22 protein-coding genes are annotated in these 23,213 nt (G+C 70.7%); 19 read left to right on the top strand and 3 right to left on the bottom strand.

Annotated features, from left to right (window positions below):
• Window positions 1-19: 19 nt before the first annotated feature.
• The 3 genes from grpE to BN1187_RS02240 are packed head-to-tail and all read left to right on the top strand — an operon-like array spanning window position 20 to window position 2,271.
• On the top strand, window positions 20-619 hold the full coding sequence (gene grpE / locus BN1187_RS02250; RefSeq protein ID WP_235750550.1) for a nucleotide exchange factor GrpE: 600 nt from the start codon (window positions 20-22) through the stop codon (window positions 617-619).
• Between the two features lie 33 nt (window positions 620-652).
• A complete protein-coding gene (gene dnaJ, locus BN1187_RS02245; protein ID WP_040158346.1) occupies window positions 653-1,825 on the top strand; it encodes a molecular chaperone DnaJ in 1,173 nt (390 codons plus the stop codon).
• Between the two features lie 5 nt (window positions 1,826-1,830).
• Complete coding sequence (locus BN1187_RS02240) at window positions 1,831-2,271, top strand: heat shock protein transcriptional repressor HspR (protein WP_040158343.1); 441 nt, start codon at window positions 1,831-1,833, stop codon at window positions 2,269-2,271.
• A gap of 64 nt (window positions 2,272-2,335) precedes the next feature.
• Here the strand turns inward: BN1187_RS02240 and BN1187_RS02235 are convergent, their stop codons facing one another.
• Together BN1187_RS02235 and BN1187_RS02230 are read right to left on the bottom strand one after the other, a co-directional pair.
• Window positions 2,336-3,409 (bottom strand): NAD(P)H-dependent glycerol-3-phosphate dehydrogenase, encoded by a 1,074-nt coding sequence (locus tag BN1187_RS02235; protein ID WP_040158339.1) that lies wholly within the window; start codon window positions 3,407-3,409, stop codon window positions 2,336-2,338.
• Window positions 3,410-3,609: 200 nt separating this feature from the next.
• Window positions 3,610-4,203, bottom strand: a complete 594-nt coding sequence (locus tag BN1187_RS02230; protein WP_147675048.1) for a hypothetical protein — start codon at window positions 4,201-4,203, stop codon at window positions 3,610-3,612.
• A 161-nt stretch (window positions 4,204-4,364) separates the two neighbouring features.
• Here BN1187_RS02230 and BN1187_RS02225 point away from each other — a divergent pair, with 161 nt between their 5' ends.
• Both BN1187_RS02225 and BN1187_RS02220 read left to right on the top strand, forming a co-directional pair.
• Window positions 4,365-5,726, top strand: a complete 1,362-nt coding sequence (locus BN1187_RS02225; protein WP_040158333.1) for a sugar porter family MFS transporter — start codon at window positions 4,365-4,367, stop codon at window positions 5,724-5,726.
• 1 nt (window position 5,727) lies between these two features.
• The gene (locus BN1187_RS02220; protein WP_040158331.1) at window positions 5,728-6,669 is read left to right on the top strand and encodes a carbohydrate kinase family protein; all 942 of its coding nucleotides are present in this window, start codon (window positions 5,728-5,730) and stop codon (window positions 6,667-6,669) included.
• A gap of 7 nt (window positions 6,670-6,676) precedes the next feature.
• Here BN1187_RS02220 and BN1187_RS02215 read toward each other — a convergent pair whose 3' ends face one another.
• Window positions 6,677-8,530, bottom strand: coding sequence for an ABC transporter ATP-binding protein (locus BN1187_RS02215; RefSeq protein WP_040158329.1), 1,854 nt, complete (start codon window positions 8,528-8,530; stop codon window positions 6,677-6,679).
• 265 nt (window positions 8,531-8,795) lie between these two features.
• Here BN1187_RS02215 and BN1187_RS14490 point away from each other — a divergent pair, with 265 nt between their 5' ends.
• The 14 genes from BN1187_RS14490 (at window position 8,796) to BN1187_RS02145 (ending at window position 23,209) form a co-directional block, all read left to right on the top strand.
• The gene (locus BN1187_RS14490; protein WP_072041932.1) at window positions 8,796-9,329 is read left to right on the top strand and encodes an early set domain-containing protein; all 534 of its coding nucleotides are present in this window, start codon (window positions 8,796-8,798) and stop codon (window positions 9,327-9,329) included.
• A gap of 27 nt (window positions 9,330-9,356) precedes the next feature.
• The gene (locus tag BN1187_RS02205; RefSeq protein WP_040158327.1) at window positions 9,357-9,689 is read left to right on the top strand and encodes an MGMT family protein; all 333 of its coding nucleotides are present in this window, start codon (window positions 9,357-9,359) and stop codon (window positions 9,687-9,689) included.
• Window positions 9,690-10,382: 693 nt separating this feature from the next.
• Entirely contained in the window at window positions 10,383-13,031 is a 2,649-nt protein-coding gene (gene clpB, locus BN1187_RS02200; RefSeq protein ID WP_082034450.1) for an ATP-dependent chaperone ClpB, read from the top strand.
• Between the two features lie 283 nt (window positions 13,032-13,314).
• Window positions 13,315-15,102, top strand: a complete 1,788-nt coding sequence (gene thiC, locus BN1187_RS02195) for a phosphomethylpyrimidine synthase ThiC (RefSeq protein WP_040158325.1) — start codon at window positions 13,315-13,317, stop codon at window positions 15,100-15,102.
• Between the two features lie 181 nt (window positions 15,103-15,283).
• The gene (locus BN1187_RS02190) at window positions 15,284-15,931 is read left to right on the top strand and encodes a helix-turn-helix transcriptional regulator (RefSeq protein ID WP_072041979.1); all 648 of its coding nucleotides are present in this window, start codon (window positions 15,284-15,286) and stop codon (window positions 15,929-15,931) included.
• A gap of 69 nt (window positions 15,932-16,000) precedes the next feature.
• Window positions 16,001-16,837 (top strand): alpha/beta fold hydrolase, encoded by an 837-nt coding sequence (locus BN1187_RS02185; protein WP_040158323.1) that lies wholly within the window; start codon window positions 16,001-16,003, stop codon window positions 16,835-16,837.
• A gap of 113 nt (window positions 16,838-16,950) precedes the next feature.
• Entirely contained in the window at window positions 16,951-17,766 is an 816-nt protein-coding gene (locus tag BN1187_RS02180; RefSeq protein ID WP_040158321.1) for a spermidine synthase, read from the top strand.
• A gap of 23 nt (window positions 17,767-17,789) precedes the next feature.
• Window positions 17,790-18,329 (top strand): orotate phosphoribosyltransferase, encoded by a 540-nt coding sequence (pyrE, locus tag BN1187_RS02175; protein ID WP_040158319.1) that lies wholly within the window; start codon window positions 17,790-17,792, stop codon window positions 18,327-18,329.
• Window positions 18,330-18,415: 86 nt separating this feature from the next.
• Window positions 18,416-19,231, top strand: a complete 816-nt coding sequence (locus BN1187_RS02170) for a LemA family protein (protein ID WP_072041931.1) — start codon at window positions 18,416-18,418, stop codon at window positions 19,229-19,231.
• 47 nt (window positions 19,232-19,278) lie between these two features.
• Window positions 19,279-20,289: a class I SAM-dependent methyltransferase gene (locus BN1187_RS02165; protein ID WP_052462187.1), complete on the top strand. Its 1,011-nt coding sequence runs from the start codon at window positions 19,279-19,281 to the stop codon at window positions 20,287-20,289.
• A gap of 60 nt (window positions 20,290-20,349) precedes the next feature.
• Window positions 20,350-21,159: a YwiC-like family protein gene (locus BN1187_RS02160; protein WP_147675047.1), complete on the top strand. Its 810-nt coding sequence runs from the start codon at window positions 20,350-20,352 to the stop codon at window positions 21,157-21,159.
• 146 nt (window positions 21,160-21,305) lie between these two features.
• Window positions 21,306-22,019 carry a DedA family protein gene (locus tag BN1187_RS02155; protein WP_072041929.1) on the top strand — a complete coding sequence of 238 codons (714 nt, stop codon included), beginning with the start codon at window positions 21,306-21,308 and terminating at the stop codon, window positions 22,017-22,019.
• Complete coding sequence (locus tag BN1187_RS02150; RefSeq protein ID WP_040158317.1) at window positions 22,016-22,678, top strand: TrmH family RNA methyltransferase; 663 nt, start codon at window positions 22,016-22,018, stop codon at window positions 22,676-22,678. The genes BN1187_RS02155 and BN1187_RS02150 overlap by 4 nt, the downstream gene beginning before the upstream one ends.
• Window positions 22,679-22,687: 9 nt before the next feature.
• Window positions 22,688-23,209 carry a hypothetical protein gene (locus tag BN1187_RS02145; RefSeq protein ID WP_040158315.1) on the top strand — a complete coding sequence of 174 codons (522 nt, stop codon included), beginning with the start codon at window positions 22,688-22,690 and terminating at the stop codon, window positions 23,207-23,209.
• Window positions 23,210-23,213: the final 4 nt, after the last annotated feature.

The raw sequence follows: 23,213 nt of genomic DNA, 5'->3' as shown, positions 1-23,213 counted from the left end.
ACACCTAGGAGGAGAACGCGTGAAGGACAACGAGGAGTTCGCTCCCCACGAAGACGACGACATCGCCCAGGGTGAGGCACCCCTCAGCGAGGCCGACGGCACGCAGGCTCCTGACCTGCCCGAGGATGAGTCGGTCGCCACGAGGGACGACGTCCCCGCCGAGGACGCCGACCCGGTCGTCGCGGCGAAGATCAGCGAGCTGGAGGAGATCGCCACGGAGCGCACCGCCGACCTGCAGCGGCTGCAGGCCGAGTACGCGAACTACAAGAAGCGCGTCGACCGCGACCGGTCGCTGGCCCGCGCCGGCGGCATCGAGTCGGTCGTCACCGACCTGCTCCCCGTGCTGGACGCCGTCGAGGCGGCGCGCGAGCAGGGCGACCTGACCGGCGGGTTCAAGCTCGTCGCCGACGAGCTGTCGCGGCTCGGCGCCAAGTACGGCCTCGAGCTGTACGGCGAGGTGGGCGAGCCGTTCGACCCGACCATCCACGAAGCGCTGATGCAGGTGCCCGCCGAGGGCGACCACGACGTGACGGTGGTCTCCGCGGTCATGCAGAAGGGCGTGCGCCTGGCCGACCGGATCGTCCGGCCGGCGCGGGTGGGCGTCGCCGATCCACAGTAAGGAACGAGTGCCACAGGCAAAGAAGAGGACGCGATGAGCAGCAAGGACTGGCTGGAGAAGGATTACTACAAGATCCTGGGCGTCTCCAAGGACGCCAAGCCGGAGGAGATCAAGAAGGCGTTCCGCAAGCTGGCCCGGGAGAACCACCCCGACCAGCACCCCGGCGATGCCGAGGCGGAGAAGCGCTTCAAGGAGATCTCCGAGGCCAACTCCGTGCTGTCGGACGCCAAGAAGCGGGCCGAGTACGACGAGCAGCGCAGCGTGTTCGGCGGCGCCGGCGGCTTCCGGTTCCCCCGCGGCGGCCAGCCCGGCGGGTTCGGCGGCGGCCAGGGCGGCCCGTCCGTGGAGGACCTGTTCCGCAACGCCACGGGCGACTCCAACATCGGCGACCTCTTCGGGAACCTGTTCGGCCAGAGCGCCACGCGGCGACCGGGCGCGGGCCAGCGCGGCCCGCGCCGCGGTCAGGACATCGAGGGCGAGGTGACGATCGACTTCGAGCAGTCCGTCGACGGCACCACGGTCTCGATGCAGACGGTCTCGGACGCGCCCTGCTCGTCCTGTCACGGGACGGGCGCGCGCGCCGGGACGGTGCCGCGGGTCTGCCCGACCTGCCAGGGGTCCGGCATGGTGACCGGCACGTCCGGCGGCGTCTTCGGCATCAACGACGTCTGCCCCGACTGCCGCGGACGCGGCCTGATCGTGGACGACCCGTGCCCCGACTGCCACGGTTCGGGCCGGCAGATGTCGACCAAGACCATGCAGGTGCGGATCCCCGCCGGGGTCACCGACGGGCAGAAGATCCGCATCAAGGGCAAGGGAGGCGCCGGCGAGAACGGCGGAGCCACCGGTGACCTCTACGTGGTCGTGCACGTCCGCCCGCACCGGCTGTTCGGACGCAAGGGCGACAACCTGACGCTCACGGCCCCGGTGCTGTTCACCGAGGCCGCGCTGGGCGCCGACATCGAGGTGCCCACCCTGCAGGGCCAGCGCGTGAAGCTGCGGCTGCCCGAGGGGACGCCGAACGGCCGCACCTTCCGGGTGCGCGGCAAGGGCGTCAGCAAGAAGGACGGCTCCCGCGGCGACCTGCTCGTCACCGTCGAAGTACAGGTTCCGACGACGCTCACGCCCGAGGCGCGCGGAAGCCTCGAGGAGTTCCGCGACGCCGCGGCGCCGGCTGACCCCCGGGCCGGGCTGTTCGGCCGGTGAGCGCGATGACCGACACCCGTCGTACCGAGAACCTGCCCGCCCTGTTCGACGCGGAGGCGCCGATGTTCACCGTGACGGTGGCGGCGCGGCTCGCCGACATGCACCCCCAGACCCTGCGCGGCTACGACCGCCAGGGGCTGGTGGTGCCGCGGCGGTCGTCCGGCCGGGGCCGCCGGTACTCGCTGCGCGACATCCAGCGGCTGCGGCACATCCAGCAGCTCTCGCAGCGGGAGGGCATCAATCTCGAAGGCATCCGCCGCATCCTCGAGCTCGAGGCGCAGCTGGAGGCGGCCAACGAGCAGGCGGCCCGGCTCGTGACGCTGCTGGAGGAGGCACGGGCGACCGCGCCGAGCCGACTGTTCACCGCTGGGTCCGCCGGCCAGGTCGCCCTCGGGCGACACGCCGTCCGCACCGCGCGGCTGCCCGCCCTCCCGTCGGGACGGTGAGCCCGCCGTCGACGACGCGGCCTGCCTGGCCGCAGGACGCCGCCGGCAGACCGTCTGGAGCCGGTCAGTTGACGCCGGACCCGTTGGTGCCGAAGAACTTCTTCCACGGCATGTCGACCTTCTGGTCGAGCCCGACGACCTCGTAGAGGTGCCTCAGCAGCGGGAACTGCTCGGGGGGGATGACCCCGCGCTCGGTCAGCCTCTCGACCGCCTTGCCCATGACCACGATCGCGGCCGCACCCTCGAGCGTCACGCCGGGCATCTTGGCCTTGGCCTCGGAGAACGTCAGGCCGGAGCCGACGAGGCGTCCGACGCGCACGTTGCGGCCGCCCATCGAGGTGACGAAGCAGTCGCCGATGCCCGGAAGGCCCATGACCGTGCGGGGGTCGCCGCCGAAGTAAGAGACGAACTGCTGCATCTCGATGGACGCCTGGCCGAACAGCGCGGCGCCGTAGTTGTAGTTCACGTACAGGTCGCCGGCTTCTTCGCCCATGGCGTCGAGCAGGCCCTGCATGAAGCCAGCGCCCAGCGCGTAGCAGTTCTTGGTGCAGGCGCAGACCTCGACGCCGACGAAATCCGTGCTCGTCCAGACGTGGTAGAAGTCCGTCTCGAACATCTTCTTCCACATCTCGGCGATCGCGATGTCGGGGTTCGTGAAGACGACCGAGGTGTGCCGGTGCACGGCGACCTCGCCCGCGATGGACGGGCCGGCGATCGCGGACCAGGTGACCTGGCTGCGGACGTCCTCGGGAACCTGCGCCGCGAGGGCGTGGGGGAGGATCGTGAAGTTGCCCTCGTCGTCCGCCTGCATGCCCTTGGCCAGCGCGATGACGTGCATGCCCGGCTTGAGCAGGGTGGCCAACTGCTGGCCGGCCCAGTCGACGCCGAACGAGTTCACGCCGCTCATCACGTACTCGGCGCCCTCGAAGGCCTCCTGTGCCTCCTCGAGCTGGTAGGCCTCGGTGCCCTCGGGAACCTGGAGCTTCAAGTTCGGGTGCACACCGGTGCTCTTGATCGAGTCGATGATCTCGCGGTCGAGGTGGGTGCCCACCAGGCGGACCTGGTGGCCGTTGTCGTGCAGGGGGGTTGCGAGGGCCGTGGCCATGATGCCCGAGCCCAGCACCACGATGGTGCTCATAGTTCGTCCTCTCGAAGTAAGCGGTTGGTCAGACGACCGGGACCGCTCATGGCTTCCGCGTCCTTGCCGGACTGCTGACCACGTCCAACCTAGAGCCTCGCTCAGACAAAAGGGAGGGTCCCCGGAAGGGTTGGCCACCTTCCTCAGGGCGGGTCACGGGCGGCGCACGTCCGTGCACCCGGGTTGGCGGAGCTGACCCCTCAACAGCCCGCGACAAGCCGTTCTTCGGAGTCCACGATCTTGAGGGCGCCCCCGACGCGCTTGAAGTAGACGTTGCCGGCGACCGCGAAGCCCTTGTCGTCGACCACCTGGTCGCCGCGTTTGAGCTGGACGGACGTCGCGTCGATGCACATGTCGAGGCCGGCGTCGAAGCCCTTGTCCTTCACCTCGGGATCCGGCTTGGTGCGCACGAGGCGGATGTTGCCGCCCACCGCCTGGACGCCGGAACTCTTCAACTGGGCGAACTCGGCCTGCTTCGCCTGCAGATACTTCTCCGCGGTCGTGGCCTTCAGCACGTCGGTCGCCTGCGCGGCGCCGCCCGCGCGGTACAGCCGGGACGCCTCGTTGAAGTAACGCGCGAACACCTGCCGCGTCGAGTCGGTGAGGACCTTCTGCTTCTCCTGATCCGTGTACTGCTGGCCGGTGCAGGCGTACGGCTGGCCCGACGCCGGCGTGCACACGTAGGTCGGTGACGCGACCGGCGGCGCCGGGGACGGCGTCTCGACGGCAGGCTGGCGTGAGCATCCCGCGAGGACGGCCAGCGCGACCGCCCCCCACAACGCACGTGTCCTCATCGTCGTCCTCCTCAGCCTCCCACTGTTCCACGCCGCGGCCGCGGGGGCGGCCTGCCACGCGGGGCCGGCGGGCCAACGGAGCGACGGGACGAACGGACGTGCAAACGCATCGGCGCGACGGCCCTGCCACCGGGGGAGCGGACGTCTTAAGGTAACTCCGCATGAAGCCACTTGTGATCCGGAGCGCCATCGTCGCCTCCCTCGGTGGGCTGATCTTCGGGTTCGACACCGCTGTCATCTCGGGGACCACCGAATCGCTCAAGCGCGTGTTCACCCTCGACGATGCCGGGCTCGGCATCACGGTGACGACCGCCCTCGTCGGCACGATCATCGGTGCCGCCACCGCCGGCAAGCCCATGGATCAGTTCGGCCGTAAGAAGGTGCTGACGGCGATCGGCATCCTCTACGTGCTCGGCGCACTCGGCTCCGCCTTCGCCCCCAGCTACATCGTCTTCGTCATCGCGCGCGTGCTCGGTGGCATCGGCGTCGGCGCCTCGAGCGTGTGCGCCCCCGTCTACACCGCCGAGGTCGCCCCGCCGGCCCATCGAGGACGTCTCGTGGGCCTGGTGCAGTTCAACATCGTCCTGGGCATCCTCGTCGCCTACCTGTCGAACTTCATCATCCGGCTGCTCGTGCCCGAGGCTGTGGCCTGGCGCTGGATGCTCGGCGTGATGGCCGTCCCGGCGGTCATCTTCTTGGTGCTGCTCGCCACCGTCCCCGAGACGCCGCGCTGGCTGATGGCCGTCGGACGCGAGGACGAGGCCAGGGCCACCAGCCTGCGGCTGTGCGAGACCGAGGAGGAATCGGCCACTCAGATCCAGGAGATCCGCGACCAGATCGCCGCCGACGCGGACATGAAGAAGGCGCCGTTCTTCGTGCGCCGCAACATGAAGGTCATCTTGCTGGCCTTCGCGATCGCGATGTTCAACCAGTTGTCCGGTATCAACGCGGTGCTGTACTACGCGCCGGTCGTCATGGAGCGCGCGGGCGCCAGCGCCAACAGCGCTTACCTGATGAGCGTCGGGGTCGGCCTGATGAACCTCGTCGCGACGATGGCCGCCCTCACCGTGATCGACAAGATCGGACGCCGCACGCTGATGATCGTCGGGTCGATCGGCTACCTCGTCAGCCTGGGCTTCCTGTCGGCGATCATGTTCTCCTACGAGGGGCACTTCGACGCCACGTCGAGCGTGCTCGTCCTCGTCGGCCTCATGGCCTTCATCGCGGCGCACGCCTTCGGCCAGGGTTCGGTCATCTGGGTGTTCATCTCGGAGATCTTCCCCAACCGCATCCGCGGCCGCGGGCAGTCCTTGGGCTCGATGACGCACTGGGTGTTCGCCGCCATCGTGTCGTTCGCCTTCCCGCCGATCATCGGCGCCCTGGGCGGCGGCGTCGCGTTCCTGATCTTCTTCGTGTGCATGGTGGGACAGTTGATCTGGGTGCTGCGGGTGATGCCGGAGACGAAGGGCGTCCCGCTGGAGGAGATGGAGGCCAGACTCGGCCTCACGGGGATGGAGGACTGACATGGCTGACGGCACGGTGCTGGCATTGGGCGAGGCGCTCATCGACGCGGTGCATCAGGACGACGAGGTCACCGAGATCGTCGGCGGCAGCCTGCTCAACGTGGCCTGCGGGCTGTCCGCGTTGGGCCACGAGGCGCGGATCGGGTGCTGGATCGGCCAGGACGACCGTGGTCGCCGCATCGTCGACTATGCCCGGGAGCGCGCCGTCGAGATCGTCGAGGGGTGCGACCGCGCCGGCCGCACGCCCGTGGCCTACGCGCAGATCGACGACCAGGGCAAGGCGACCTACACGTTCGACCTCGAGTGGGACCTGCCCCCGATCGCCGACCTGGACGGCTACGCGCACGTTCACACCGGCAGCATCGGCGCGACCCTGGAGCCAGGGGGCACGAAGGTCGTCCAGGCCCTCGATGCGGCCCGGTCCGCGACGGTGTCCTACGACCCGAACGTCCGCCCGGCGTTGATGGGCAGCCCCGCGGACGTGGTGGGCCGCATCGAAGAGATCGTCGCCCGCGCCGACGTGGTCAAGGCCAGCGACGAGGATCTCGCCTGGCTCTACCCCGGCCGCGGCTACGCCGACGTGCTGCGCGACTGGGCGACCCGCGGACCGCGGGTCCTGCTGACCACGCGGGGCGCCGAGGGCGCGGCGGTGGTGATCGCCGGCGAGGACGAACTGCACGAGCTGTCGGCCCCGAGCGTCGCCGTGCGCGACACGGTCGGGGCCGGCGACTCGTTCATGGCGGGGCTCATCTCCGGCCTGCTGGACGCCGGGCTGCTCGGCGGGCCGGACGCGCGCGAGGCGCTCAAGGCCGCCACGTGGGACGACGTGGCGCCGGCGGTGGACCGGGCGCTGGCCACGTCCGCGATCACCGTCGGGCGTGCGGGCGCCTACGGCCCGAGCCGGGACGAGGTGGGACGGACCCAGGCCGAGAAGCAGGCCTGAGCCCGGCTCAGCCCCGGATCTCGAACTCCTTGAGCCGCTTGCGGTCTGCCTTGCTCGCGGACGCCTGCAGGGCGAGCAGCTCGGCGTAGATGCCGCCGCTGGTGGCCAGCTCGGCCGGCGAGCCGATCTCGTCGACGCGTCCGTCGCGCAGGGTGATGATGCGGTCGACGCTGGAGATCGTCGAGAGGCGGTGGGCGATGATCACGCTGGTTCGCTCGTTCATCAGGTCCCGCAGGCCCGCCTGCACCAGCCGCTCCGAGCGGGAATCGAGCGCGCTGGTCGCCTCGTCGAGGACGAGGATCGGGGCGTCCTTGAGCATGGCCCGGGCGACCGCGATGCGCTGGCGCTGGCCGCCGGACAGCTTGATGCCCCGCTCGCCGATCTCGGTGTCGTAGCCGTCGGCGAGCTTGTCGACGAACTGGTGGACGTTCGCGCGCCGGGCGACCGCCTCGATCTGCTCGTCGGTCGCGTCGGGGCGTCCGTAGGCGATGTTCTCCCGGATGGTCCCGGAGAAGAGGGCGGCGTCCTGGAAGACGACGCCGGTCTCCTGGCGCAGGGCGGTCGTCGGGGTGGTCATGATGTCGGTGCCCTGGATCGCGATGGTGCCGCCGCGCGGCCGATACAGGCCGAGCAGCAGGTTCACCAGCGTCGTCTTGCCGCCACCCGACTCCCCGACGAGCGCGATGTGCTCGCCCTCGGCGACGTCGAACGTGATGCCGTGCAGCACGTCCTCGTCGTCGCCGTAGCCGAAGTCGACGTGGTCGAGCGCGATCATGGGCGCCCCCGGCACCACCGGCCAGGGCCGGCTCGCCTCGTCGCGGAGGGCGACCTCGCCGCGGCGCTCATCGCGTGCGAAGCTCAGGGCGTCGTCCATGGTGATGGAGGTATGAGGCTCCGGCGTCTCCTCCATGGCCTCGAAGTAGGAGCGGCTGCCGGCGATCGCGCGCTGGGAGGCGTCCACGTAGAAGCTCATCGACTGCACGGGCTGCTTGGCCATACCCACGAGCTGGATGAGCAGCACCATCACGCCGATCGAGTACCGGCCCTGGGCGGTGTCGAGGAAGATGATCAGGTAGATGCCGAAGAAGACCACGTTGAGCGCCGCGCGACGGGCGACGTCCATCGTGTGCCACCAGCGCGACTGCGTCGAGGTGAGCTGGGTCGTGGTGACGTAGCGGTCGTTGAAGCCGCGCAGCTCGCGGAGCTCCTGGACGAAGCTCTTCACGACGCGGATCTGTCCGATCGCCTCGGCGAACCGCCCTCCGGCGATGTCGAGCTGATGGTTCTTCTCCTGCTCCAGCTTCAACCAGCGCTTCGACGTCAGCGCCGTCAGCCAGGCGAAGACCGGGTAGATGATGACGAGCAGCAGCGAGATGACCCACGAGTAGCTCGCCGTGATGACGAGCGTCGCCACCAGGGTGATCACCATCGGGAAGAAGCCGTTGCTGAACATCTGCAGGAACTGGGTCGTCTCGGTGATCGAGCGCTGCAACCGGTTGATGACCGTTCCGGTGAGCTGGCTGTCGAAGTAGCGCTGCGGCAGCGACAGCATCTTCGCGAAGTAGCGCGACGAGAGGATCGAGCGCAGCCGCACCGCCATGCAGTCGCCGAGGTAGCCGCCGACGTTGGTGAAGACGGAGTTGCACAGCTCCGCCGCCAGGACGCCGACCGCCAGCCAGACCAGCGTCTGCAGGCCGCGGCCGTGACCTTGTGCCTGGGCGACCACCTCATCGGTGGCGGCGCTGATGATGAACGGGGTCAGCAGGCTGGTGCCGGCGACGACCACCGCCGCCAGCGTGATCCCGAGGTAGTACGGCCACAATTCGCGGGCCGCAGCGACGATTCTTCCGAGACTGCGCACGTGGCCCAAGTCTGTCACGCGCGCAGCGTGCGGCGGGACGCCTGTCCGCCAGGGTCACCCCGGCCTATCGCCGCCGCCGGGCTCTGCCGGGAAGCCGGACCGACACAGGGCGGGACGCGCCCGGGTGGCGGCGCGCCGTCCACTAGTCTGGAGAACTATAACGGCCCGATCACGGCCGCCCTCGAGGCAGCCCGGCAGGCCGTACCCACAGTTTCGAGACACCCTCCCGTCTCACAGCCAACGAGGATCTACGAGGTATCAATCCATGCTGAAAGTAACCCGCGACACCAAGAGCGGCGGCCAGAAGCTCACCTTCACGCTGCCCGCCAACCACGAGGCCGGCGCCATCTCGGTCGTCGGCAACTTCAACGACTGGACGCCCGGCGAGCTGCCGTTCAAGAAGCGCGGCGACAAGCAGAGCGCGTCCGTCGTCCTGCCCGCCGACTACATCGCCGTGTTCCGCTACCTGGGCGAGGGCGGCAACTGGTTCGACGAGCAGGACGCCACGTTCGTCGACGCCGGCGCCAGCGTCTACGTCCCCGCCGCCGCCCGTGGCGATGAGGACAAGCCCGCCCGCAAGGCCGCGTCCGCCCGCGCCACGAAGACCAAGGACGTGCCGGCCGACGTCGCGACGCCCGCGGCGGACGAGGCCCCGAAGCCGCGCCGCGCCGCGAAGAAGCCGACCGTGAAGAAGGTCGCCGAGAAGGTGGCCGACGTGATCGGCGACGCCGTCGACGCGGTCGAGGAGAAGGTCGCGCCGAAGAAGACCACGCGCGCGAAGAAGAGCACCGCCAAGTAGGCCGGTGCCGCGGGCTAGCGTGAGCCCGTGGACGGATTTGCGGTGGGACGCGTCCTGCTGGCGGTCGAGGAGATCCCGGCGGGGTGCGTCGCTGCGTATTCGGACGTCGGACGCGTCGTCGGACTGGCGCCCCGCGTCGTCGGGGCGATCATGGCGCGGCACGGTCACGATCTGCCCTGGTGGCGGGTGGTCAACGTCGCCGGGGCGCTGCCGGCGCCCTTGCTCCCGGACGCGTTGGCGCACTGGCGCGCGGAGGGCACGCCGGTGCGTGCCGACGGCTCGGGGTGCCGCATCCGGCAGTGCCGGGTGGATGTCGACGCGCTTGCGGACGCCTACCAGCGCCGGTTCCTCTCGGGTTGAGGACGCATCCGGCGGGGAGGCGCCTCGGTGGGGGGAAACCGCTTGAATGCGGGAACCCCGCGCCACGTCGCTGTGGCGGGGGGTTCGGATTATCTCGGCAGATGGCCTACGGCCTTGCTCCGGTTGCCGGCGTCCGGGGACCGCTCGGTCAGTTGATGTCGCTGCGCCCGATGCGTTCCTCGGCGTCGGCCTGAAGCTGCATGGCCTTCTGCCACTCATCGATGAAGTTGAACATTGTGCTCCTTGGTTGATTGATCGGTTGGTGCGGTGCTGATGCCGGTGACGGCGCCAGATCAGTTGATGTCGCTGCGCCCGATGCGCTCTTCGGCGTCGGCCTGAAGCTCCATGGCCTTCTGCCGCTCGTTGAAGATGTTGAACATTGTCATCGTCCCTTCTGCTGTGTTGGCCGGTCCCTCCGTCCAACGATCACTGCATTAGTCGGGATGACTAATAATCCCACATCCTCCGCACCCGCATGGCAACCGATGGCACGGCGGTTGCGGCGAGCGGGTCATCGTCACGTTCCGTCGGGGTCTTTGATCTCGGCGCCAGGCGCCCGCGCGTGACCGAGTGTGGCTCTGGCGAGGGAATAGTCGAGGCCGTAGAGTAGTTGAGTCTAGTGAACTCAACTTTGGCTGCGCTCGGCTCGTGGGCTGAGGACGATGGCACGGGCGCCGAGCTAGGAGGTAACACATGGATTCTGCGAAGCTCACGACGAAGAGCCGCGACGCCGTCTCGGCCGCCCTTCGTCACGCTTTGGCCAACGGCAATCCCAATGCCGAACCGTCCCACCTGCTGCACGCGCTGCTCATGGTGCCGGACAACACCGTCGGGACGCTGCTGACCGACGTGGGCGCCGACCCGCAGGCGACGGACGCCGCGGCGCAGGCCGCCATCAAGAAGCTGCCCAGCTCGACCGGATCGTCGGTCGCGCAACCGCAGCTGTCGGGCTCGTTCGCCCGCGTGCTCGCGGACGCCGAGACCCGTGCCGAGCAGATGGGCGACTCGTTCGTCGCTACCGAGCACCTGCTCATCGCGCTCGCCGCGATCGAGAGCGACGCCAAGCCGATCCTCACCAAGGCGGGCGCGACCGACCAGGCGCTGACGAAGGCGTTCAACGACGCCCGCGGCAGCAAGCGCGTCACCAGCGAGGCCGCCGAGGGTGGCGAGTCGGCGCTGGAGAACTACTCGGTCGACCTCACCGAGGCGGCCCGCGAGGGCAAGCTCGACCCGGTGATCGGCCGCGATTCCGAGATCCGCCGCGTGGTGCAGGTGTTGAGCCGCCGCACGAAGAACAACCCCGTGCTCATCGGCGAGCCCGGCGTCGGCAAGACCGCCGTCGTCGAGGGCCTGGCCCAGCGCGTGGTCGCCGGCGACGTCCCGGATTCGTTGAGGGGACGCCGCGTCGTCAGCCTCGATCTGGCCAGCATGGTGGCCGGCGCGAAATACCGCGGCGAGTTCGAGGAGCGGCTGAAGGCCGTCCTCAACGAGATCAAGGAGGCCGAGGGCCAGGTCATCACGTTCATCGACGAGCTGCACACGGTCGTGGGGGCGGGCGCCTCGGAGGGCGCGATGGACGCGTCCAACATGCTCAAGCCCATGCTGGCCCGCGGCGAGCTGCGCCTGATCGGCGCGACCACCCTGGACGAGTACCGCGAACACATCGAGAAGGACCCGGCCCTGGAGCGTCGGTTCCAGCAGGTCTACGTCGGCGAGCCGTCGGTGGAGGACACCGTCGCGATCCTGCGTGGCCTGCGCGAGCGCTACGAGGCGCACCACAAGGTGCGCATCACCGACGGCGCGCTCGTCGCGGCGGCGTCCCTCTCGAACCGGTACATCACGAACCGTCAGCTCCCCGACAAGGCGATCGACCTCATCGACGAGGCGGCCTCAAGGCTGCGCATGGAGATCGACAGCTCGCCCGAGGAGATCGACGCGCTGCGCCGCCAGATCGACCGGCTCAAGATGGAGCACTTCGCCCTCGAGAAGGAGGAGGACGCCGGCTCGCGTGAGCGGCTCAGCCGTTTGGAGGCCGACCTGGCCGATGCTGAGGAGCAGTTGCGCGGGCTGGAGAGCCGCTGGGAGTCGGAGAAGAACGACCTGAACCGCGTGGGCGACATCAAGAAGGAGATCGATGGCCTGCGCGCCGAAGCCGACCGCGCCCAGCGCGAGGGCGACCTGACGCGAGCGTCCGAGATCCTCTACGGGACGATCCCGGCGCTGAACGAGGAGCTCGAGTCGGCCTCGGCGGCCGAGAAGAACGTGACGCCGATGGTGGCCGACGAGGTGAGCGCCAACGACATCGCCGAGGTGGTGTCGAACTGGACGGGCATCCCGGTCGGCAAGATGCTTCAGGGCGAGCGGGAGAAGCTGCTCGACATGGAGGGTTACCTCGGCGAGCGGCTCATCGGCCAGCGCGAGGCGGTCAAGGCCGTCTCGGACGCCGTCCGGCGTAGCCGTGCGGGCATCAGCGACCCGAACAAGCCGACCGGCTCGTTCTTGTTCCTCGGCCCCACGGGCGTCGGCAAGACCGAGTTGGCCAAGGCGCTGGCGGAGTTCCTCTTCGACGACGAGCGCGCGATGGTCCGCATCGACATGAGCGAATACGGCGAGAAGCACACCGTCAGCCGGCTCGTCGGCGCCCCTCCGGGCTACGTCGGTTACGAGGAGGGCGGCCAGCTGACCGAGGCTGTGCGGCGGCGTCCGTACTCGGTGGTGCTGCTGGACGAGGTCGAGAAGGCGCACCCGGACGTCTTCAACATCCTGCTGCAGGTGCTCGACGACGGACGCCTGACCGACGGCCAGGGCCGCACGGTCGACTTCCGCAACACCATCCTCATCCTGACGTCCAACCTGGGCAGCCAGTACCTGGCCGACCCGAAGCTGGACGCGGAGACGAAGAACGAGGCCGTGATGAACGTCGTGCGCAACGCGTTCAAGCCCGAGTTCTTGAACCGGCTCGACGACCTCGTCATGTTCGACCCGCTCTCGCAAGAGGACTTGGCGCAGATCGTCGGCATCCAGCTGCGCCGGCTCGACGACCGGCTGGCTGACCGTCGCATCACCATCGAGGTGACGCCCGCCGGGCAGGAGTGGCTCGCCGCGACCGGCTTCGACCCGGTGTACGGCGCGCGTCCGCTGCGTCGGCTGGTGCAGACCGCGATCGAGGATCAACTGGCCCGCAAGGTGCTGTCCGGCGAGGTGCACGAGGGCGACACGGTCGTCTTCGATGTCGCGCCGGACGGCCAGGGACTGGAGATCCGCGACCCGGGTCACGAGGCCGAGGGGACGGATGACCGGCTCCGCGTCGACGAGCCGCCGGTCGACGACGGCCAGCGCTGACGACGGACGAGGTGACTGACGGCGGTCCCGCTTCGGCGGGGCCGCCGTTCGGCGTCTCGTGTCCTGTCGCACCGAGCCCGACGTCCTCGAGGCGACGACCGGGCTCGGCTTCGACGCCGAATTGGACGTCGCCTGCATGGTGACAGGCAGTGCGCACAACCGTGGATGTTGCTAACGTCGTGCCCAAGAGAACCACGGGGGCCCCAGCAGGGGCTGAGATCAGGCTGATGCTGCCGACCAACCGTTGAACCTGCCCGGGTCATGCCGGCGAAGGAAGGGGCCAATGATGGCGCGCACGAACGACCCGTCGCTCGCACGAGCGACCGACACCAAGGACTCCACCACCGAGTGGACGTTCCCCGAGGCGTACTCCGTCGCCTCCCGCACCGACGGCGAGCTGAGAGTGCCGGTCACCGAGATCGCGCTCGCGCCCGCCCCCGACGGGACGCCGCACGAGCCGGTGCAGGTCTACCGGACCGCCGGCCCGGACTGCGAGCCCGAGGCGGGCCTGCCCGACCAGCGCAGCGCGTGGATCGAGGACCGCGACGACACCGAGGCCTACGAGGGCCGGGCCCGCACCTTGGCCGACGACGGCCGTTCCGCCCAGCGGCGGGGCGAGGCGTCCGAGGAGTGGCGCGGGGTCCGACGCCCTCCGCGCCGGGCCAAGGCCGGACGCCGGGTCACGCAGATGCACTACGCCCGCCAGGGCATCGTCACCCCGGAGATGCGCTACGTGGCGCTGCGCGAGCAGTGCGACCCCGAGCTGGTTCGCGCCGAGGTCGCGGCCGGGCGCGCCATCATCCCTAACAATGTCAACCATCCCGAGTCCGAGCCCATGATCATCGGCCGCGCGTTCCTGGTGAAGGTCAACGCGAACATCGGCAACTCGGCCGTCACCAGCTCGATCGCCGAGGAGGTCAGCAAGCTGCGCTGGGCCACCCAGTGGGGCGCCGACACGGTCATGGACCTGTCCACGGGTGACGACATCCACACCACCCGCGAGTGGATCATCCGCAACGCGCCCGTGCCCATCGGCACCGTCCCGATCTACCAGGCGCTGGAGAAGGTCGACGGGCAGGCCGACAAGCTGACGTGGGAGATCTTCCGCGACACCGTCATCGAGCAGTGCGAGCAGGGCGTGGACTACATGACGATCCACGCCGGCGTCCTGTTGCGCTACGTGCCGCTGACCGCCGACCGGGTCACCGGCATCGTCTCCCGCGGCGGTTCGATCATGGCCGGCTGGTGCCTGGCCCACCACGAGGAGAACTTCCTCTACACGCACTTCGACGAGCTGTGCGAGATCTTCGCCCAGTACGACGTGGCGTTCTCGCTGGGCGACGGCCTGCGCCCCGGCTCGATCGCGGACGCCAACGACGCGGCCCAGTTCGCCGAGCTCGACACCCTCGCGGAGCTGACCAAGCGGGCCTGGGAGTTCGACGTGCAGGTGATGGTCGAGGGGCCGGGCCACATCCCGCTCCACAAGGTGCGGGAGAACGTCGAGCGCCAGCAGGAGCTGTGCGACGGAGCGCCGTTCTACACCCTCGGCCCGCTCGTGACCGACATCGCGCCCGGCTACGACCACATCACGTCGGCGATCGGCGCGACGGAGATCGCCCGGTACGGCACCGCGATGCTGTGCTACGTCACCCCGAAGGAGCACCTGGGGCTTCCGAACCGGGACGACGTGAAGACCGGCGTCATCACCTACAAGATCGCCGCGCACGCCGCCGACGTCGCGAAGGAGCACCCCGGCGCCCAGGATCGCGACGACGCGCTGTCCAAGGCCCGTTTCGAGTTCCGCTGGCGCGACCAGTTCAACCTGTCGCTCGACCCGCAGACCGCCGAGGCGTTCCACGACGAGACGCTGCCCGCCGAGCCGGCCAAGACCGCGCACTTCTGCTCGATGTGCGGCCCCAAATTCTGCTCGATGCGCATCAGCCAGGGCATCCGGGACACCTATGGATCGGCCGAGGCGCAGGCCGCGATCGCCGGCATGCAGGAGAAGTCGCGGGAGTTCGTGGAGCGCGGCGGAGCGGTCTACCTGCCGGAGCCGACCCGGGCCGGCTGAGTCGTCCTCGCTGCCGCGCGCCCTGCGCCGCGGTGGTGCGCGTCCGCTGCGCCCGCTGGTGCGGACGGCGATCGAGGATCAGTCGGCCCGCACGGTGCTGTCCGCCGAGGTGCACGAGGGCACGCCGATGAATCTCGCGATTCGCCCGTGGCGCGGATCGCCTGACCCTAGGCTCGGCGCCATGGAGCCGGCTCATCGTGAGGGCGGTCCGCGCCCCGTGAGCGGGGCCGAACTGTCGCTGGCGCGCGGGCGCATTCTGCGCCTGCTGCGCTCCTCCGACCGGGCGTGGACGGTCGCCGACGTCGCAGCCCACACCGGGAACCATCCGAACACCGTCCGCGAACACCTGGAGGCGCTCGTCGCCGACGGGCTGGCGCACGTCGCCACGAAGACGTCGGAACGCCGCGGGCGCGGCCGACCGCCCGCGAAGTTCCGGGCGGCCAGCGCCTGGGAGACCGGCATCACCGGCGACCAGCTCGTCGGCGCGCTGCTGCGCGAGATCGCCGAACGAGGCGACGCGGACGCCATCGCCGAGCGGGCGGGGCGGCGTTGGGGCGACGAGTTGCTCGCCGAGCGTCCCGCCGAACTCGGCGAGTCCGACTTCTTCGAGGCGATGACCGGGCTCGGCTTCGACCCCGAGCCGGACGCCGACGACGACCGGCTGCTCATCCTGCGCGCCTGCCCGTTGCGGAGCGTGGCGGAGCACGAGCCGTCCCTCGTGTGCGGCGTGCACCTGGGCGTCGTCCGGGCCCTGGTGGGGGAGTCCGAGCCCCTCGAACTCCTGCCGATGGCGCACCCGCGGGGCTGCGTCCTGCGCCGCGGTTCGTGATCGTCCGGGCCTTGTTGGGGCGGTGGCGGGCTGGTTAGGGTCGGGAGAAACCCGACATGGAGGAGCATCATGCCCGACATCACCGTTCCCGGCGAAAGCCCGGTCAAGCTGCACTACACCGACACCGGAGGCGACGGCCGCCCGGTCGTCCTCATCCACGGCTGGCCGCTGTCGGGGGAGTCCTGGGCGCACCAGACCGATGCCCTCGAGAGCGCGGGCCATCGGGTCGTCACCTACGACCGACGCGGCTTCGGGCGCTCCGACCAGCCGGGCACCGGCAACGACTACGACACCCTCTCCGATGACCTCGCGGCGCTGCTCGACCAGCTCGACCTGCGCGACGCCGTGATCGTCGGGTTCAGCATGGGCGGCGGCGAGGTCGCCCGCTACATCGGCAAGCACGGCACCGACCGGCTGGCCGGCGCCGTCCTGGCCGCCGCGGTCACCCCCGCGCTGGCGCAGACCGACTCCAACCCCGACGGCGCGATGCCGCAGTCGGGCTTCGAGGAGATGCAGGAGCAGTGCCGTGCCGACCGCGAGGGGTTCCTCAAGGAGTTCATGACGACCTTCTTCTCCACCGAGAAGGGCGGGCTGCAGGTGTCGGCGGAGGAGCTCGACCTGGCCCTCGACATCACGGAGCAGGCCGAGGACACGGCGCTGGTCGAGACCATCGGCATCTGGGGCACCGACCTGCGCGCCGACCTCGAGAAGTGCGACGTCCCCCTGTTGGTCATCCACGGCGACAGCGACCAGAACGTGCCGTTCGCCGCGTCCGGGCAGCGGGTGCCCGAGTTCGTGCCGCAGGCCAAGGTCGTCGAGATCGCCGGCGGCCCGCACGGCATCAACGTCTCGCACGCGCACCAGTTCAACGTCGCGCTCCTCGACTTCCTGCGTAACCTGTCCTGACCGGTCGGGCCCTCGGCCCGCCAGCCGACAGCACGTCGACGCCGTCACCGCCCCGGTGGCGGCGTCGCCGTCCCTGCGCCGTCCCCGCGGCGGCCCGTCCCAGGAGGAGCCCAATGAGCGAGCGACTCGTGCCCGACCCGAGCACGCCGGGTGCGTTCCGGGTGATGACGGGGCCCACGTCGCAGTCGTGGGTCGACCCGGCCGACCCGACGCGGCTGGAGTTCGAGTACGTCCAGCGCATCGCCGACGGGCTGGACGCCACCGTGCTCACCGCCGACCCCGAGCGGCGGCTGCGGGTCGTCCACATCGGGGGCGGCGGGCTCAGCCTGCCGCGCTACGTCGAGGCGCGGCGTCCGCACACCGCCCAGATCGTGCTGGAACCCGACGGCGACCTCATCGAGGAGGTGCGCCGCAAGCTGCCGCTGCCCAGGCGCACCGGCATCAAGGTACGCATCACCGACGGCCGCGCCGGACTGGAGTTGATGCCCGCCGACTACGCGGACGCGATCATCCTGGACGCCTTCGACGGCAGCACGGTCCCGCCGAGCCTGGTCACCGACGAGTTCTTCGACGAGGTCGTGCTGCGGCTGCGTCCCGGCGGCGTCTTCTTCTTCAACCTGGCCGACCGCGCGCCGTTCGGCTGGGCCAAGCGGGTGGTCGGCGGCGTGGCCGAGCGGCTGCGGCACGTGCACCTCGTCGCCGAGCCGGCCGTGCTCAAGGGACGCCGCTACGGCAACCTCGTCGTCGCGGCCAGCGCGTCGCCGCTGCCGCACGGCGACCTCGACGACGGCGCCCACCACGCCGTCTTCCCGCAGCGCTCGCTGTTCGGGCGCGAACTCACCCGCTGGATCGGCGGAGCGCAGGCCTTCACTGATGCGGACGCCGCCGCCGCGCCCGTCCCACGCGAGGGCGGGTTCTGGTTCCAGTGAGTCCGTCCCTTACGCTGACGCCCATGGCTGAGCGCGAACAACTCCTGCAGCACATCGTCGACCTGGCGGTCGTCCGGGGCCGGGTCACCCTGGCCTCCGGCAAGGAGGCCGACTACTACGTCGACCTGCGCCGCGTGACGCTGGACGGCGCCGCCGCGCCGCTCGTCGGACGCGTGATGCGCGACCTGACCGCCGACTGGGCGTTCGAGGCCGCGGGCGGCCTCACGCTGGGCGCCGACCCGGTGGCGGTCGCGATGCTGCACTCCGCGGCGGCGGACGGCCAGCGGCTGGACGCCTTCGTCGTCCGCAAGGAGTCGAAGGCGCATGGGCTGCAGCGCCGCATCGAGGGCACCGAGATCGCCGGACGCCCCGTCCTGGTGGTCGAGGACACCTCGACCACCGGCGGCTCCGTGCTGACCGCCGTCGAGGCCGTCCGAGAGGCCGGTGCCGACATCGTCGGGGTGGCCGTGATCGTCGACCGCGACACCGGTGCCCGCGAGCGCATCGAGGCCGAGGGCCTCGCGTACCGCGCCGCGTTCAGCCTGGCCGACCTGGGTCTGTAAGCGGGCGCCGCGCGGGGGTCGCCCTCGCTGTCCGGGCGAGCCGCCCGTTAGGCTGGGGCGCGACACCTACTGCAAGGAGACCACTCATGCCTGGTTTCGGCTGGATCCTCGTGATCCTCGTCGTCCTCGTGATCGCCGCCGGTGTGTGGGCGCTCAGCGCGTACAACGGCCTCGTCCGGCAACGCAACATGATCCAGGAGTCCTGGCGTCAGGTGGACGTCGAGCTCAACCGGCGCTACGAGCTGCTGCCGAACCTGGTCGAGACGGTCCGCGCGTACGCCGCCCACGAGCGCAATACGCTCGAGAACGTCACCCGCCTGCGCACCGAGGCGCAGTCGCTGGCCGGTCGCAGCGGCGAGGCGCCCACCGAGCAGCGCGCCAACGTCGAGGCCGAGCTCTCCGGCGCCGTCCGCAACCTGCTGGTGAGCGTCGAGGCGTACCCCGAGCTGCGCAGCAACCAGAACTTCCTCGAGCTGCAGCGTGAACTCTCCGAAACCGAGGATCGCATCGCCGCCGGGCGCCGTTATTACAACGCGAACGTCCGCAACTACAACACCCGCATCGAGTCGGTGCCGACCAACATGATCGCCAACTCGTTCAACTTCCAGAAGGCCACCTACTTCGAGGTCAACGACCCCGAGGTGCGCCGCGCGCCCGACGTGAACTTCGGCGAGATCAGCCACCGCGGCGACGAGCCGAACCAGCAGGCGCCGCGGGAGCAGCAGCGCCAGATCCCGAGCAACCCGAACGACCTGCCCAACCCGCAGGCCTACGACGCCCGCACCTACGAGCGGCCGGCGCAGGCGTCCGACTTCGGCGACGCCCAGCAGCCGACCTACCAGCCGAACCAGAACCAGAACCCGCCGCAGCAGGGCGGCCCCGGTTCGAACCCGGCCAACTGAGCAGCATCACGGGTCCGGACGCCACCGGCCCGACAAGCCGCGACACCGTGCCCCTCGACCCCGTCGCCGCCCTCATGCTCGATGAGGCGGCTCCGGAGCCGGGGGGCACCGTCGTCGTCGTGGACGACCGCGACGGCGCGCTCTGCCGGGCGCTGCTCGAGCGCGGCTGCCGCGTCCGGGCGTACTGCGACGACGTGCGCGACGAACGGGACCTGCCCGTCGGGGCCGAGCGCCTCGTCGCGCTCGGCCCCGACGCGCTGACCGGCGTCTCGACCGTCCTGCTGCGGTTGCCCACCGCCCTCGGCGGCCTCGAGGAGTACGCGCAGGCGTTGGCCGCCGGGGCGTCCGGGCCGCTGCACGTCGTCGCGGGCGGACGCGTCAAGCACATGACCCGGGCGATGAACGACGTGCTGGCCGGCAGCTTCGCCGACGTCCGGGCCAGTCTGGGGCGGCAGAAGTCGCGCGTGCTGCACGCCGAGGGCCCGACGCCGGGGGAGCGCACCTGGCCGCGCACCGTCCGCGTGGACGAACTCGGCCTCACGATGGTCGCCCACGGTCTCACCTTCAGCGCGGCCGGCCTGGACGCCGGCACCCGGCTCCTGCTCGCGCACCTGCCGCCCACGAGCGCGGACGCCGCCCGCGCGCTCGACGTCGGCGGCGGCACGGGCCTCATCCCGGCCACCCTCGCCCGCGGCGGGTACCGCGTCCGCGCCACCGACGTCTCCGCCGCGGCGCTCGCGTCCACCGCCGCCACCGCCGAGGCCAATGGGCTGGACGTCGCCGCCGTCCGCGCCGACGGGCTGGAGGCCGAGCCGGAGGCCTCCGCCGACCTCATCGCGTCCAACCCGCCGTTCCACCGGGGCGCCGCCAAGGACTCCACGCCCACAGCCCGCATCATCGCGGACGCCGCGCGCGTCCTCGCCCCCGGCGGGCAGCTGTGGCTGGTGTTCAACTCCCACTTGCCCTACCTGGGCTGGCTGCGCCGCGACGTCGGCCCCACCGAGATCGTCGCGCGCGACCGGGCGTTCACCGTCACCTGCAGCACCCGGCGGCCGTGAGCGTGACTGTCCGCGGCCGACCGCAATTTTTCCAGGGCCGACCGGAGTAAAGTGCCGGGCGTGAGCTCACGTCGGCGTCCCCAGGCCAAGAAGGCCGGCTGGATTCCCCAGCAGCACGGCGCCTGGGCGATGCTGTTCGTCCCGTACGTGGCCGGCTCGCTGCTGTGCGTGCGGCACGGGACGGCGATCCCCACCTACGCCTGGGTGCTGCTGTTCTTCTGGCTGGCCGGCTATTTCTGCTTCAACGCCGCGTCGCTGTGGCTCAAGGCCCCGTCCTCCCGTCGCGGGCCGCTGCAGCGCCCGTTGCTCGTCTACGCCGCCGCGGCGGCGGTGTTGGGGCTCGGGACGCTCGCCCTGGCCGGCTGGCCCATCCTCGGTTGGGTGCCCGCCTACCTCGTGGCGCTGGTCCCGGCGATGGTGCTGGCGTCGCGCCGGCACGAACGGGCCACGCTCGGCGGCGCGCTGACCACCGCCGGGGCCAGCCTGATGACGGCCGTCGTCGTCTACCGCTCCCCGGCGGACCTCGCCGCGGCGTCCGGGACGCCGCTGGGTGCCGCCGTCCTCGCCACCACGTGCTTCTGCTTCGCCTACTTCTTCGGCACCGTGCTCTACGTCAAGACGAACATCCGGGAGCGCGACAGCGTCGGCTACCTCGCGGCGTCCATCGGTTGGCACGCCGCCGCCACCGTCGCCGCCGCGCTGGCCGCCGGGCTCGCCGGGACGAGCTGGTGGTGGGCGGTGTTCTTCGCCGCGGCCACCGTCCGCGCGGCCGTGGTGCCGCGGGTGCGTCCGCGATGGAGTCCGCGCCGCCTGGGCCTGGTCGAGGGCGTCGCCTGCCTGGCGCTGCTGGTGGTCGTCGGCCTGGGGTGAGGGCGGCCACCCGGTCTCGCTCGGGGACATCCCGGAATGTCACCCGAGCCTGCGGTTCGATCATGGCGACTCTCGATAGAGTGGCCGACGGTTTTCCCGCCGGCCACTGATTCCGGCAAGCCGTTCACCGGAAAGAGAGTTGGTCGATGTTCGACAACATCGTGCAGTGGGTCGTGAACCTGATGCAGACGATCGGGGGGCCCGGCGTCTTCCTGGCGATCCTGCTCGAGAACGTCTTCCCGCCCATCCCCAGCGAGGTGATCCTCCCGCTGGCCGGCTTCACCGCGGCACAACCGAACCCGCCCTACTCGCTGCCGATCGCCATCGTCTGGGCCACCCTGGGCTCGCTCCTGGGCGCCTACCTGCTCTACTGGCTGGGCGCCGCGTTCGGCGCCGACCGGCTGCGGCGCATCGCCGACAAGATCCCGCTGGTGGACGGAAACGATGTCACCAAGTCCGTCGATTGGTTCCACCGGCACGGCCCGGCCGCCATCCTCTTCGGACGGCTCATCCCGGGCATCCGCTCGCTGATCTCGATCCCGGCCGGCGTGGACCGCATGCCGCTGCTGCGGTTCTCGCTGTTCACGGCGCTCGGCAGCGCGGTGTGGAACACGATCCTCGCCACCGCCGGCTACCTACTCGGCGACCAGTGGAGCAAGGTCGGCGACGTCGTCAACCAGTACTCGAACGTCGTCTACGTCATCCTCATCCTGCTCCTCGTCGCGTTGCTCGTGTGGCTGGTGCGCCGCGCCATCGTCCGTCGCAAGAAGGGCGACGCCGACGGGGACGGCGCCGGCGGGGAGTCCCGGCGCGACGACGGCGGCCGCGGGGCGCACGCCGCCGGCGACCAGGAGCTGTGACCGCGGACGACGACCGGCAGGCCGCGTCCGCGGGACCCGGAGTCGGACCGCACCCGCGACCCTGGCCGGACGACCCTCGGCTCGACCCCGACCTGCTGGAGCACGGCGACCGGCGCAACGTCGTCGACCGCTACCGCTACTGGAGGGTCGAGGCGATCGTCGCCGACCTGGACTCCCGCCGGAACCCCCTGCACGTCGCGATCCAGAACTGGGAGCACGACTTCAACATCGGCTCCATCGTCCGCACGGCCAACGCGTTCAACGTCGAGGGCGTGCACATCCTCGGACGCCGGCGCTGGAACCGCCGCGGGGCCATGGTGACCGACCGCTATCTGCACGTCCACCATCACGAGAGCGTGGCCGCGTTCGCCGGGTGGCTCGCCGAGCGCGCGATCGTCCCCATCGGGGTCGACAATCTGCCCGGCTCGGTCCCGCTCGAGACGGCCCGGCTGCCGCAACGCTGCTGCCTCGTGTTCGGCGCGGAAGGTCCCGGCCTGACCGACGAGGTCGTCGCCGCCTGTCAGGGGCTCGTCGCGATCAGCCAGCACGGCTCGACCCGGTCGATCAACGCCGGCGCCGCCGCGGCCATCGCGCTGTATCAGTGGGGGCTGCAGTGGGCGCCGCCCGGCCGCGACGGCGCCGCCGGCCCGGGCCGCTAGGCTGGCGGTATGAGCGCGTCCACCACCGCCTATCCGGTGTTCTACAACCCCGCGCTCGCCGAGGAGCGCCGCCAACTGGCCAAACGCGCCCTCATCGGCCGGTTCATCTCGTTGGGCATCTCCGTGATCATCTCGGGGGTGCTGTGGTGGTTCCTGCGCGATCAGATCGGCGGGTTCGTCTGGCTGCTGGTGCTGGGGCTCGTCGTGCCGCTCGGGTTCATCGTCAAGGCGCTGGTGAATCTGCGCCGCGCGGGCCAGGAGTTGCGCGCCATCCACGAGGGCGTCGCGCTGGTGCTCGCCCGCGACGGCCTGCAGGTCGAGGACGCCTGGCTGCCCTGGACCGAGGTGGGGCGCCTCCAGGCGCAGCCCCGCTCGGGCCGCAGCAACCGCCTCGTCGTCTCGCCCCGGCAGGGGCAGTCGCTCGAGGTACCGCTGGACTACCTCACCGTCCTGCCGGCGACGCTGGACGGGGGCGTCCGCGCGATGTCCGGCGGCCGCTGTCACGTGGACTTCGGCCCGCTCGGCCTGTGAGTCC

The sequence above is a fragment of the Nigerium massiliense genome (genome assembly GCF_000826085.1).
GTDB lineage: Bacteria > Actinomycetota > Actinomycetes > Propionibacteriales > Propionibacteriaceae > Propioniciclava > Propioniciclava massiliense.
The sequence above is the reverse complement of the archived record's forward strand: the minus strand, read 5'-3'. Positions and strand labels throughout refer to the sequence as shown.